Annotated in this window: 16 protein-coding genes; 6 read left to right on the top strand and 10 right to left on the bottom strand. The window is 73.7% G+C overall.

The genetic code is table 11. The features are described from left to right. Positions 1 to 3: 3 nt before the first annotated feature. Positions 4 to 648 carry a hypothetical protein gene (locus tag ACQPXD_RS24640; RefSeq protein WP_432842397.1) on the bottom strand — a complete coding sequence of 215 codons (645 nt, stop codon included), beginning with the start codon at positions 646 to 648 and terminating at the stop codon, positions 4 to 6. A gap of 155 nt (positions 649 to 803) precedes the next feature. On the opposite strand from ACQPXD_RS24640, the gene ACQPXD_RS24635 reads away from it, so the two are divergent. Next, positions 804 to 1,004: a hypothetical protein gene (locus tag ACQPXD_RS24635; RefSeq protein ID WP_432842395.1), complete on the top strand. Its 201-nt coding sequence runs from the start codon at positions 804 to 806 to the stop codon at positions 1,002 to 1,004. Positions 1,005 to 1,017: 13 nt separating this feature from the next. Then, on the top strand, positions 1,018 to 1,215 hold the full coding sequence (locus tag ACQPXD_RS24630; protein ID WP_432842393.1) for a hypothetical protein: 198 nt from the start codon (positions 1,018 to 1,020) through the stop codon (positions 1,213 to 1,215). On the opposite strand, the gene ACQPXD_RS24625 is transcribed toward ACQPXD_RS24630, so the two are convergent. Next, entirely contained in the window at positions 1,168 to 1,413 is a 246-nt protein-coding gene (locus ACQPXD_RS24625) for a hypothetical protein (protein ID WP_432842391.1), read from the bottom strand. The genes ACQPXD_RS24630 and ACQPXD_RS24625 overlap by 48 nt on opposite strands. A gap of 1,073 nt (positions 1,414 to 2,486) precedes the next feature. Between ACQPXD_RS24625 and ACQPXD_RS24620 the strand changes: the two genes are divergently transcribed. The 3 genes from ACQPXD_RS24620 to ACQPXD_RS24610 all read left to right on the top strand — a co-directional run bounded on the left by ACQPXD_RS24620 (position 2,487) and on the right by ACQPXD_RS24610 (position 4,212). Continuing rightward, a complete protein-coding gene (locus ACQPXD_RS24620) occupies positions 2,487 to 2,744 on the top strand; it encodes a DUF6767 domain-containing protein (protein ID WP_432842389.1) in 258 nt (85 codons plus the stop codon). Positions 2,745 to 2,782: 38 nt separating this feature from the next. Beyond that, a complete protein-coding gene (locus ACQPXD_RS24615) occupies positions 2,783 to 3,367 on the top strand; it encodes a hypothetical protein (protein WP_432842387.1) in 585 nt (194 codons plus the stop codon). Positions 3,368 to 3,450: 83 nt separating this feature from the next. Next, positions 3,451 to 4,212, top strand: coding sequence for an SDR family NAD(P)-dependent oxidoreductase (locus tag ACQPXD_RS24610; protein WP_432842385.1), 762 nt, complete (start codon positions 3,451 to 3,453; stop codon positions 4,210 to 4,212). An 11-nt stretch (positions 4,213 to 4,223) separates the two neighbouring features. Here the strand turns inward: ACQPXD_RS24610 and ACQPXD_RS24605 are convergent, their stop codons facing one another. The 8 genes from ACQPXD_RS24605 to ACQPXD_RS24570 form a co-directional block, all read right to left on the bottom strand. Further along, positions 4,224 to 5,057, bottom strand: a complete 834-nt coding sequence (locus ACQPXD_RS24605; protein WP_432842383.1) for an alpha/beta fold hydrolase — start codon at positions 5,055 to 5,057, stop codon at positions 4,224 to 4,226. Continuing rightward, on the bottom strand, positions 5,054 to 6,493 hold the full coding sequence (locus ACQPXD_RS24600; RefSeq protein ID WP_432842381.1) for an aldehyde dehydrogenase: 1,440 nt from the start codon (positions 6,491 to 6,493) through the stop codon (positions 5,054 to 5,056). The genes ACQPXD_RS24605 and ACQPXD_RS24600 overlap by 4 nt, the downstream gene beginning before the upstream one ends. A 2-nt stretch (positions 6,494 to 6,495) precedes the next feature. Further along, a complete protein-coding gene (locus ACQPXD_RS24595) occupies positions 6,496 to 6,690 on the bottom strand; it encodes a tautomerase family protein (RefSeq protein WP_432842379.1) in 195 nt (64 codons plus the stop codon). 2 nt (positions 6,691 to 6,692) lie between these two features. Beyond that, on the bottom strand, positions 6,693 to 7,478 hold the full coding sequence (locus ACQPXD_RS24590; RefSeq protein ID WP_432842377.1) for a 2-keto-4-pentenoate hydratase: 786 nt from the start codon (positions 7,476 to 7,478) through the stop codon (positions 6,693 to 6,695). Beyond that, complete coding sequence (gene dmpG, locus ACQPXD_RS24585) at positions 7,478 to 8,539, bottom strand: 4-hydroxy-2-oxovalerate aldolase (RefSeq protein ID WP_432842375.1); 1,062 nt, start codon at positions 8,537 to 8,539, stop codon at positions 7,478 to 7,480. Before dmpG ends, ACQPXD_RS24590 begins: the two co-directional genes overlap by 1 nt. Continuing rightward, positions 8,536 to 9,438, bottom strand: coding sequence for an acetaldehyde dehydrogenase (acetylating) (locus ACQPXD_RS24580; protein WP_432842373.1), 903 nt, complete (start codon positions 9,436 to 9,438; stop codon positions 8,536 to 8,538). Before ACQPXD_RS24580 ends, dmpG begins: the two co-directional genes overlap by 4 nt. Further along, positions 9,431 to 10,240, bottom strand: coding sequence for a 2-keto-4-pentenoate hydratase (locus ACQPXD_RS24575; protein WP_432842371.1), 810 nt, complete (start codon positions 10,238 to 10,240; stop codon positions 9,431 to 9,433). The genes ACQPXD_RS24580 and ACQPXD_RS24575 overlap by 8 nt, the downstream gene beginning before the upstream one ends. Positions 10,241 to 10,340: 100 nt before the next feature. Beyond that, positions 10,341 to 11,120 (bottom strand): IclR family transcriptional regulator, encoded by a 780-nt coding sequence (locus tag ACQPXD_RS24570; protein WP_432842369.1) that lies wholly within the window; start codon positions 11,118 to 11,120, stop codon positions 10,341 to 10,343. Between the two features lie 73 nt (positions 11,121 to 11,193). Here ACQPXD_RS24570 and ACQPXD_RS24565 point away from each other — a divergent pair, with 73 nt between their 5' ends. Continuing rightward, complete coding sequence (locus ACQPXD_RS24565; RefSeq protein WP_432842367.1) at positions 11,194 to 11,979, top strand: IclR family transcriptional regulator; 786 nt, start codon at positions 11,194 to 11,196, stop codon at positions 11,977 to 11,979. The last annotated feature ends 4 nt before the right edge of the window (positions 11,980 to 11,983 follow it).

Genomic DNA, 11,983 nt, shown 5'->3' with positions numbered 1-11,983 from the left:
GGCTCAGCCCGCGATCGCCTCGGCCGCCTTGCGGTCCCGCCCGACCCGCACCAGGGCGGACAGCAGGTTCGGCAGCTGCCCGGCGGGGGCCAGCGCGGCGAGGTCGCCGGCCGCGGTGGGCAGCCCGAGCCGCTTGGCGCCGTCGAGCACCTTGGCGTCGGCGAAGGGCGCGATGTCCGGCCACACGCCCTGGACCTCGCGCAGGAAGATGTCGGCGCCGGTCGGCCCGATGCCCGGGAACTCGGTGAGCAGCCGCTGAAGCCGCTTCGCGTCGGCGCCGCCCTCGGCGTGCAGCCGCCGCAGGTCGCCGCGCCACCGGTCCTGGCACAGCCGGGCGGCGTCGCCGAGCAGCGTGGCCGTACGCTCGTCGTAGCGCCGGTAGTGGCCGCGGCCGAGCGCGTCGACCCGGTCCTGCCAGCTCGCGCCGAGCATCCGGGCCGGCGTGCGGTAGCCGGCCGCGAACAGCTCCCGCGCCGCCGCGACCGCGATCTGCGCCGAGATCCGGGCGCTGAGCAGCGTGGCCAGCACCTGCAGCTGGTAGAGCGGCCCCGGCTTGTCGGCGAGCTTGATCCCGGCCTCCTCGGCGTAGCCGCGCCCGTGCGCGTCGAGCAGCGCCCGCACCACGCCCCGCTGGTCCTTCCCCGGCATGAGCGCCCCGTGCCCGCTCCCCGCCCGCTCAAACGCGGGTGAGCGGAAAGGCTCGCCCCGCGGGCCGAAGAGTCCGGCGCGGTGGGTCCTTCGGCCGTGCCGGCACCGCCAGGCCGGCGTCACAGTGAGGGCAACACGGCGGGAGGGAGGTCACGATGGTCATGAAGGGACACGCGACCAAGTGGATCCTGGCCGGCGTCGGCATCACGCTGGCGGCCGGGGTCGTGGGCCTGGTGGCCGCGGCGACGCGGTGCAACCGGCCCGCGATCGAGCAGGGTATCGGCGCCGAGCCAGCCGAGCGCATCGGCGCCGAGCCGGCCGAGCTCGAGGCCCAGCCGGCCGGGAAGACCGGCTGAAGGGCGGGGCGACGTGAGCGAGCCGAGGGCAAGGACCAAGACGATCGTCCGGACCGGCCGGGGCGGCGGCGGCGCCGCGTATTTCCTGGGGTTCATCGGTGCGCTGGTGTACTACGTGCAGGCGGCGCACGGGTTCTGGGCCGTGGTCGTCGCCATCCTGAAGTCACTGGTGTGGCCGGCGTTCCTGGTGTACCGGCTGCTGGGCGGGTGACCGCGGACCGCCGGGGCCGGCCGACGCCACGAGCGTGATCGCGGCCTCGGCCACCGCCGGCGAGCCGAGCAGGCGGCCGCGCAGTCCGGCGCCGTGGTCGAGCAGTTCGCCGCCGGGACGGCGGCGAAGGCCGGCGCCGTGGTCGAGCAGCTCACCGCCGGGGCGGCGGCGCAGGTCGGCGCGCAGGTCGAGCAGCACCGCGACCCAGGCCGTCGATCGCCTCCACCCGGCGCAGCAGGGTCAGGGAGCCGTGCATCGCCCCTTGCCCGGTCCGGGACGGCACTATGTCGGCACTATAGTCTCCGCGATCATGCTCGCGTCCGCTCCGACACCACGGGTTTCTCATGATCGTGGAACCATATTGTACCTATGGGTACACATTGTCTCCGCGATCATGGCAAACCCGTGGTGCACGCAACGGGTCCATCATGATCGCGGAGACTTATGACCGCTGCAGCCAGCGGCCCGCCGCATCGGGCGCCGACCGTGACAGTGTCACGATGCCCACACCAGGACCGTGACAGTGTCACGGTCAGAGCCTACGACCGTGACAGTGTCACGAAGCGTCCCGGCCGCACCCAGACAGCGCCGCGACCAGCACCGACATCCCGCCCACGACAGCGTCACAAGCGCCACCGACCCCGACCCCGACCGTGACAGTGTCACGATGCCCACACTAGGACCGTGACAGTGTCACGGTCAGAGCCGAAGACCGTGACAGTGTCACGATGCCCGCACGCCGAACCGTGACACTGTCACGATCGGAGCCGAAGACCGTGACAGTGTCACGATGCCCACGCCGACGACGACAGTGACAGTGACAGTGACAGTGACAGTGACAGTGTCGAGAAGCGTTCCGGCCGCGCCCCAGACAGCGCCGCGACCAGCCTAGACGCCCTGCCGGCGACAGCGTCACAGCGCCACCGACCCGACCCGACTCCAACTCCAACCGTGACAGTGTCACGATCGCCGCACGCCGAACTGTGACGGTGTCACGATGGCCGCGCGCCGAACTGTGACGGTGTCACGATGGCCGCGCGCCGAACTGTGACGGTGTCACGATGGCCGCGCGCCGAACTGTGACAGTGTCACGATCGCCGCGCGCCGAACTGTGACAGTGTCACGATCTGAGCCGACGACCGTGACAGGCGGTGCGGGTCCGCGGGCAGGGCGAGCGCCTTGCTGACTCCCGGCGCGCGGGCGCCGAAACCCGGCCGGGTGAGGACGTTCGGCCCTGACCGGTGCCGCGCCGCCGGGACGACGGTTGCGGCGTGAGTGAACGTCGATCGCGGCTGCCGGAGCCGCGTTGCCCGGTCCGGCCCGGCGAGCCGTGCACGCTGTGCCAGCCCGGCGCGACCGGCCCGCAGGACTGCGGGCTGGTGTACCTGGTCATGAGCGATCCGGAGCTGCGCGCCGGGATCGCCGCGCAGCGCGCGGCCGCGCGGGGCCGTGGTCCCGCCGAGGAGGGGACGTCGGTCCCGGCCGGTTGGGGAGGTTCGGCACCGGCGGCCGGTGCGCCCCGCGGATGACGATGAATGCGTCAGAGAGAAACGGCAGGAGGCCGGACATGAGCACCGCACACATCCACCAGGCCAGCACCCTCGAGCGCGTCGAAGCCCCGGGCAGCATGCTCACCAAGACCGCCGCCAAGGCCCTCGCCGTGCTGCGCTACGCCACCGGCTTCCTGTTCCTCTGGGCCTTCCTCGACAAGACCTTCGGCCTGGGCTACTCCACCCCCGAAGCCAAAGCCTGGATCAACGGCGGCAACCCCACCAAGGGCTTCCTCGCCAACGTCGACGCCGGACCCCTGCAAGGCTTCTTCCACACCATCGCCGGCACCTGGTACGCCAACTGGCTGTTCATGCTCGGCATGCTCGGCGTCGGCCTCGCCCTCATCGCCGGCATCGGCCTGCGCGTCGCCGCCGCCTCCGGCACCCTCATCATGGCCGGCATGTGGCTGGCGGAGTTCCCCTTGGCTCAGCACACCGCGAAGGGCGCCCCGACCGGCTCCACCGACCCGCTCACCGACTACCACGTCATCTACGCCCTCGTGCTCATCGTCCTGGCCGCCGCCTACGCCGGCCACACCTGGGGCCTCGGCCGCTGGTGGGCCAAACTCCCCATCGTCCGGAAGAACCGCTGGCTCATCTGATGGGCGGTCATCCGCAACACCTTCCGCAAGGCCCGGGACGCCAGCGTCCCGGGCTTCGCCGTGCCGTGTGTAGGGTTCGGCGTATGGGATCTCTGGATGGGACCGTCGCGCTGGTCACCGGCGCGTCCAGCGGCATCGGTGAGGCCGCCGCCCTCGCCCTGGCCTCGCGCGGCGCCGCCGTGGCGCTCGCGGCCCGCCGGGCCGACCGGCTCGCCGACCTCGCGAAGCGGGTCGAGGCCGGGGGCGGGCAGGCGCTGGTCATCGCCGCCGACGTGACCGAGCGGGCGCAGGCCGAGGACGCGGTCGGGCAGGCGGTCGCCGAGCTCGGGCGGCTCGACACGCTGGTCAACAACGCCGGGGTGATGCTGCTCGGCCCGGCGCTCGAGGCGCCGGTCGAGGAGTGGGAGCGGATGGTCTCCATCAACCTGATGGGGCTGCTGTACTGCGCCCGCGCCGCCCTGCCGCACCTGCTGGAGGCCGCCGGGTCCGGGCCGCGCGAGGTCGCCGACATGGTCAACGTCAGCTCGGTCGCCGGGCGGGTCGCCCGCGTCGGCAGCGCGGTGTACAACGCCACCAAGCACGGCGTCGGCGCGTTCAGCGAGGCCCTGCGGCAGGAGGTCACGGGGCGGTTCGTGCGGGTCTCGCTGGTCGAGCCGGGCGCGGTCGAGACCGAGCTGGCCGGCCACAACCGGCCCGAGGTCCTCGAGACTCTCCAGCAGCGCTGGGTGGGCGTCGAGCGGCTGCAGGCCGAGGACATCGCCGACACGATCGCCTACATCGTGACCCGGCCCCGGCACATGGCGGTCAACGAGATGCTGGTCCGCCCCACCCAGCAGCAGGGCTGAGCCGCCGGGGGTCAGCCGGCGGCCAGGAAGTCCCCGACGAGCCGGGTGAACCGCTCGTGCGCCTCGATCTGCACCCAGTGCCCGCAGCGGCCGAAGACGTGCAGGTCGCTGCGCTCGATGAGGCTCGCCAGCCGCAGCGACACCGCGAGCGGGATCACCCGGTCGTCGCGGCCGTGCACGACCAGCGTCTCGTGCCGCAGGCCGCGGACCTGCTCCTCGTCCAGGGCCAGCGCGTCGACCCACCGCTGGCGGGGCGCCGGGAACATCGCGGCGAACGACTCGGCGACGCCGGGCCGGGTCGCGGCCCGGTAGCGCAGCTCGGCGAGCTCGTCGGTCAGTCCGGCGGGGTCGTAGACGAACAGCTCCATGAGCCGGCGCATCCCGGCCGGCGACGGCTCGAAGCCCCACACCGCGTCCAGGCCCGGCGTCAGCGGGAACGAGAGCCCCACGCTGCCCATGAGCACCAGCTTGGCGACCCGGTCGGGGTGTTCGTGGGCGAGGGCCAGCGCCAGCGCGCCGCCGAAGCTGTTGCCCACGACGCTGACCCGCTCCAGCCCCAGGGCGTCGAGGAACGCGAGCAGGTGCGCGGACCAGGCGTCGCGGCCGTAGCGGAAGCCGGCCGGTGCCGCGGTGTAGCCGAACCCGACGACGTCGGGCGCGATCACCCGGTACCGCTCGGCGAGGACCGGCAGCGTGAGCCGCCAGTTCGCCCACGCGGACACGCCCGGGCCGGAGCCGTGGATGAGCAGGACCGGGTCGCCGCTGCCCAGGTCGTGGTAGTTGGTGGCGATGCCGCCGGCCACCACGCTCGTGCCGGCCTCGCGGCCGGCGTCGACGGTCGTCATGCCGGCCCCGGGGCGATCGCCATGACCACGGCCTTGGGCTCGGTGAAGAAGTCGCGGCTGAAGTCGCCGCCCTCGCGGCCGACGCCGGAGTCGCCGACCCCGCCGAAGGGCGCGCGGAGGTCGCGGATGAAGAAGCAGTTCGCCCACACGGTGCCGGCCTTGAGGGCGGCGGCCACGCGGTGGGCGCGGCTGAGGTTCTCGGTGAACAGCATGGCGTTGAGCCCGTAGGGAGTGTCGTTGGCCAGCGCGACCGCCTCGGCCTCGGTGTCGAAGGGCCGGACGACCACGACCGGGCCGAAGATCTCTTCGCGGTACACCCGCGCCGAGACGGGGGCGTCGACCACGATGGTGGGGCGCACCACCCAGCCGTCGCCGAGGCCGCCGGTGCGCAGCTTGCCGCCGTCGGCCTCGACGCCCTCGACGTAGCCGCGCACCTTGCGGTAGTGCTCGTGCGAGGCGAGCGGCCCGACGTCGGTCGCCGGGTCGCGCGGGTCGCCGACGGTCAGCGCCTCCGCGGCGGCGGCGAAGCGCTCCAGGAACTCGTCGTAGACGGCCCGCTGGACGTAGAGGCGGCTGCCGGCGAGGCACACCTGGCCGGCGTTGGAGAAGATCGCGCGGATCGACCAGGAGACGGCGGTCTGCAGGTCGGCGTCGGCGAAGACCAGGTTGGCGCCCTTGCCGCCCAGCTCGAGGCTCACCGGCGTCAGGTTGGCCGCGGCGGCGCGCGAGATGGCCCGGCCGGTGCCGGACTCGCCGGTGAACGTGATGCGGTCGACCCGCGGGTCCTCGGTGAGGGCCTGGCCGGCGGAGTCGGGGCCGTAGCCGTGCACCACGTTGAGTACGCCGGGCGGCAGGCCGGCCTCCAGCCCCAGCCGGGCCAGGATCGCCGCCGAGGCCGGGGTGTCCTCGGCGGGCTTGAGCACCACCGTGTTGCCCCAGGCCAGCGCCGGCGCGACCTTCCAGGTCTCCAGCATGAGCGGGAAGTTCCACGGCGCGATCGCGGCGACGACGCCGGCCGGTTCGAAGCGGGTGTACGCGTGGTGGCCGGAGTCCATCGGCAGCGCGTCGCCGGTGGCGAGGCGGGCGTGGTCGGCGAAGAACCGGAAGTTCAGCGCCGAGCGGGGCACGTCGTTGCCGCGGCTGTCGCGCAGCGGCTTGCCCATGTCGGCGGTGTCGGCTGCGGCCAGCTCGTCGCCGTGGGCCTCGATGAGGTCGGCCAGGCGGTGCAGGATCGCGCCGCGCTCGGCGTAGCCCATCCGGGGCCACGGCCCCTCGTCGAACGCCCGGCGGGCGGCCGCGACCGCGCGGGCCGCGTCCTCGGCGCCGCCGAGCGCGACCTGCGCCCACGGCTCGCGGGTGTGCGGGTCGACCGTGTCGAACCGCGCACCGGAGGCGGACTCCACCGGCTCGCCGTCGATGACGTGCGGGATGAACATCTTCATTCCTTCCTGCGTTCCGCGATCGTGACGTCGCCGGCCGCCCAGTGGGTGGCCGGGACCTCACGGACGACCACCCGGATGCTCTCCCTCGGCGCGTCGATCGCCGCCTCGACCGCGTCGGTGAGCCGGGAGATGAGCCCGCGCAGCTGCGCGGGCGTGCGCCCCTCGACCAGGGTGACCTCGACCAGCGGCACGGTCAGCCGCCGGCCAGCACGATCGAGCCGAGGTGCGTGAAGTGTGCGGCGATCTTGGCGCCGGGGCGCAGCGGCACGGCGTCGGTCATCCCGCCGGTGAGCACGACCCAGCCCGCCTCGATGGCCTGGCCGCGCTCGCCGAGGGCGTTGGCGGCCAGGGCGAGGGCCTCGGCCGGGTGGCCCTGCACCGCCGCGCCGGTGGCCGAGTCGACCACCTGGCCGTCGACCTCCAGCAGGCACGCCTCCAGCGACAGGTCCAGCGCCTCGGGTGAGAGCCCCACCGGGCCGGTCACGTAGGCGCCGGAGGAGCCGTTGTCGGCGACCACGTCGGGCAGGGTGAAGCGGTAGTCGGCGAACCGGCTGTCGATCACCTCGAGCCCGGCGTACACCCGCGCGACCGCGGCCAGCGCCCGCGGCGCGGTCACGCCCGGCCCGGCCAGCCGCTCCCCCATCACGAACACGATCTCCGGCTCGACCCGCGGGTGGATGAACCGCCCGGTGGGGACCGGGTCGCCGGCCGGCAGCGCCATGGCGTCGGTCAGCCAGGCGGTCAGCGGCGAGGAGATGTTCATCCGCTGCTGCTTGGCCCGGGAGGTGAGCCCCAGCTTGATGCCGACCACCCGGTCGCCGGCCGCGACGCGCCGGTGCAGGGCCTCGGCCTGGACCCGGTAGGCGGTGGCGAGGTCGAGCTGCGGCCACTCGCCGGTCAGCGGGTCCCGGGCGGTGCGGCTGCCCTCGGCGTCCAGCAGCGTCGCCGCGGCCCGCTCGACGCTCCACTCGGCGCTCATCAGCGGGCCCCGGCGGCGGCGAGGTCGCCCATGTCCCGCTCCTGGACCAGCTGGAGCGCGATGTCGATGATCATGTCCTCTTGCCCTCCCACGTAGCCGGCCTCGCCGACGCGTTGCAGAATCTCGTGCGCGGGCACGCCGTAGCGCGCCGCGGCCCGCTCGGCGTGCAGCAGGAAGCTGGAGTACACCCCGGCGAAGCCCTGCACGATCGAGGCCCGGTCCATCCACGGCAGCCGCGGGATGTACGGGCGGACCACGTCCTCGGCGGCGGCCGCCGCGGCCTGCGGGTCGACGCCGGTGTCGATGCCGAGGCGGGCGAACACCGCGGCCAGGACCTCGGTCGGGGAGTTGCCGGCGCCGGCGCCGAGCGCGCACAGGGCGCCGTCGATCTGCCGGGCGCCGGTCTGGTAGGCCAGCACCGAGTTGGCCACGCCCAGCGACAGGTTCTGGTGGCCGTGGAAGCCGACCTCGGCCTGGGCGCCGATCTCCTCGACCAGCGCCGCGATGCGAGCCTGGGCGTCCTGCAGTACCAAGGCGCCGGCCGAATCGACCACGTAGACGCATTGCGCTCCGGCGTCGACCATGATGCGGGCCTGCTTGGCCAGCGCCGCCGGAGTGGCCCGGTGGCTCAGCATGAGGAAGCCGACGGTCTCCATGCCCAGCTCGCGGGCGGCGCCGAAGTGCTGGATCGACACGTCCGCCTCGGTGCAGTGGGTGGCGATCCGGGCGATCGAGGCCCCGGCGCCGTGCGCGTGGCGCAGGTCCTCGACCGTGCCGACGCCGGGCAGCAGCAGCACCGCGATCTTCGCCCGGGTGGCCTCGTCGACGGCCGCCCGGATCAGCCTGATCTCGTCGGTGCGGGAGAAGCCGTAGTTGAACGAGGAGCCGCCCAGCCCGTCGCCGTGCGACACCTCGACCACCTCGACGCCGGCCCCGTCCAGCGCGTGGACGGTGGCACGGACCTGCTCCTCGGTGAACTGGTGCGCCATCGCGTGGCTGCCGTCGCGCAGCGTCGAGTCGGTGATCCGCAGTTTGGGCCGCGATGCTTCCCCGGAAGTCATACCGTCACCGCCTTCGCCTGGGCCAGCAGGTCGCCCACCCGGGCCGCGGCCGCCGTCATGATGTCGAGATTTCCGGCGTACGGCGGGAGGTAGTCGCCGTTGCCGCGCACCTGGAGGAACACCGCCACCCGGGCGTTGCCGCCCCAGTCCGGGCGCGGGTCGTCGAACTGGGGGTCGGCGCGCAGCTGGTAGCCCGGGACGTACCCCTGCACCACCTCGACCATCCGCAGGATCGACTCGGTGATCGCGTCGCGGTCCGCGTCCGGCGGGATCGCGCAGAACACCGTGTCCCGCATGATCATCGGCGGGTCGACCGGGTTCAGGATGATCACCGCCTTGCCGCGCGCGGCGCCGCCCACCGCCTCGATCGCCCGGGCCGTGGTCTCGGTGAACTCGTCGATGTTGGCGCGGGTGCCGGGCCCGGCCGACCGCGACGCGATCGACGCGACGATCTCGGCGTAGCCGACCGGGACGACCCGGTTGACCGCGTGCACGATCGGGATGGTGGCCTGCCCGCCGCAGGTGATCATGTTGACGTTGGGGGCGCCGAGGTGCTCCTCCAGGTTGACCGCCGGGCAGACCAGCGGGCCGATCGCGGCGGGGGTGAGGTCGATCGCCTGGATGCCGGCTTCGCGGTACCGCTCGGCGTTGGCCAGGTGCGCCTTGGCCGAGGTCGCCTCGAACACCAGCTGCGGGCGGTCGGGCCGCTCCAGCAGCCAGTCGACGCCTCCGGCGGAGGCCTCCACGCCCAGCTTGCGGGCCCGCTCCAGCCCGTCGGAGGCCGGGTCGACGCCGACCATGTACCGCACCTCGACGTGCTCGCTGCGCAGCAGCTTGGCCAGCAGGTCGGTGCCGATGTTGCCGGGGCCCACGATGGCCGCCGTGGCGCGCTCAGCCATGGTGCTCCTCCTCGGTTACCGTGCCGAACCGGGCGGTCACGCTGCCCAGCCCGCCGAACTGCGCCGTCCAGGTGGAGCCGGGGCGCACCGGCTGGGCCGCGGTCACCGAGCCGGGCAGCACGACGTGCCCGGCCTTGAGCACCACCCCGTGCCGGCCGACGGTGTTGGCCAGCCACATCAGCGAGGCCAGCGGCGAGCCGAGCACGGCCCCGCCGGCGCCGGTGGCCACGATCGCGCCATCGCCGTAGAGGTTGCAGCCCGACAGCCGGATGTCCACCGCGGTCAGCGGGGTGGGGTTGCCGCCCAGCACCACACCGCCGCTGGAGGCGTTGTCCGCGATCGTGTCGCAGATGGAGATCTTCCAGTCCCGCACGCGGCTGTCGATGATCTCCAGCGCGGGCAGCACGAAGTCGACCGCGGCGGCGGCCTCGGCCGCGGTGACGCCCGGCCCGGCCAGGTCGCGGCGCAGCACGAAGGCGATCTCCGGCTCGATCCGCGGCTGCAGGAAGCGCTCGACGGGGATCGGCGCGTGCTCGGGGTAGAACATGTCGTCGCGCAGGACCCCGTAGTCCGGCTGCGTGACGCCCAGCTGCCGCTGCATGGCGGCCGAGGTCAGCCCGACCTTGTGGCCCTTGATCGCGGCGCCCTCGGCAAGCCACTGCGCGACCTGCAGCTGCTGGACCGCGTAGGCGTCCTCGAGCGTCATCCCGGCGTACGCCTCCACGAGCGGCGCTACGGCCACTCTGGTGCGGTACGCGGTGGCGAGCAGTTCAGCCGCCTTGACGCGTTCGGCGTCGTCCACGCAACACCCTCCTTCAACAACACGCGGGGCGAACCCCGGCACGGACATTAGGCGGAGCGCGGCCGCACCGGCCGCGCCGTTCCCGCTCGCGGAACAGGATTCAGATACAGAGCGACCGGGCGAGCCGGCGGGCGGCGAGCCGCACCAGCCGGGCCGGCCGGTCGACGTCGGCGCGCACCTGCTTGGAGGCGCCGACGACGGAGATCGCCGCGCAGGCGGAGCCGTCGTGCGCCAGCACCGGCGCGGCGACCGAGGCGAGCCCCACCGCCGCCTCGTCGATGCTCAGGGCGAAGCCCAGCCGGCGGGTCTCGGCCAGCGACGAGGCGTACCCCTGGCTGGAACTGATGCTGGCGTGGGTGAGCGGCGTGAAGCCGGCCCGTGACTGCGCCGCGGCGACCCGCCGGTCGAAGGCGGCCATCGCCTTGCCCGAGCTGGTGCAGTGGGCGGGCAGCCGGCGCCCGATCCGGGCGAACGTCGGCGCGGCGGCCGCGTTGACCAGCCGCTCCAGGTAGATGACCTGGCCGCCGTCGGGCACGGCCAGGTGCACCGTGCCGCCGGTGAGGTGCTGCAGCTCCTGCAGCAGCGGCAGCGCGGTCTGGTGGATCCGGTTGCGCTGCAGGGCGAGGCTGCCCAGCTCGTACAGTTTCATGCCGAGCCGGTAGCGCCCGGTCTCGGGGTTCTTCTCGGCCACCCCCCGCGCGCACAGCGTGGTCAGCAGCCGGTGCGCGGTGCTCTTGGCCACCCCGATGCGCCCGGCGATCTCGGTGACCCCGAGCTCGTCGGCGTCGGTGAAGCAGTCCAGCAGGTCGATCGCGGTGAGCACCGACTGCAGGCCACCGTCGACGACCGGCCGCCCGGCGGCCTTGACCTCGCTCGTCATCGCCTGCTCCCTCCTCGACCCACAGGATCTCTCCGACTCGACTCTGGCACTTCGGCGGACTAACCTCCTACCCGTGCGTTCCATTCAGCGAGACGACGGGGAGAACTCGGTCCTCGGCCGGGCCATGTCGCTGCTGACCGCCTTCGGCCCGCACGACGCCGAGCTGAGCCTGGCCGAGCTGGGCCGGCGCACCGGCGTGCCGAAGCCGACCGTGCACCGCCTGGTCGTCGAGCTGGACCGGTGGGGCATCGTGGAGCGCACGCCGCGCGGGGTGCGCCTCGGCATGCGCCTGTTCGAGCTGGGCCAGCTCGCCCCGCGCCAGCGCGGCCTGCGGGAGGCGGCGCTACCGTTCCTCAACGACCTCTACCAGGCCACCCGGGAGACGGTGCACCTGGCGGTGCTCGACGGTGTCGAGGTGGTCTACGTCGAAAAGCTCAGCGCCCGCACCGGCCCGCTCGTGCCATCGCTGGCCGGCGGCCGGATGCCGGCGTACTGCACCGGCGTGGGCAAGGCGCTGCTGGCCTTCTCGCCACCGGAGGTGCTGCGCGCGGTCGTGGCCGCGGGCCTGCCCCGCCGCACCCCGCACACCATCGTGATGCCCGGCCTGCTGGAGCGCGAGATCGAGGCGGTCCGCCGCCGCGGCGTGGCGTTCGAGCACGAGGAGTCCACCCCCGGCATCGTGTGCGCGGCCTGCCCCGTGCTGGGCGAGAACGGCCGGGCGGTGGCGGCGATCTCGATCACGGGCTGGGCCACCGCCCTGGACACCACCCGCGTCAGCGCGGCGGTGCGCACCGCCGCACTGGGCCTGTCCCGGCAACTCAGCGCCGGCCCCCGCACCGCGCGACCAGGCGATCGGTGATCGC

Source organism: Dactylosporangium sp. CA-092794, assembly GCF_050948465.1.
In the GTDB taxonomy this organism is placed as follows: domain Bacteria; phylum Actinomycetota; class Actinomycetes; order Mycobacteriales; family Micromonosporaceae; genus Dactylosporangium.
This window is presented reverse-complemented; position numbering and strand designations above follow the sequence as displayed.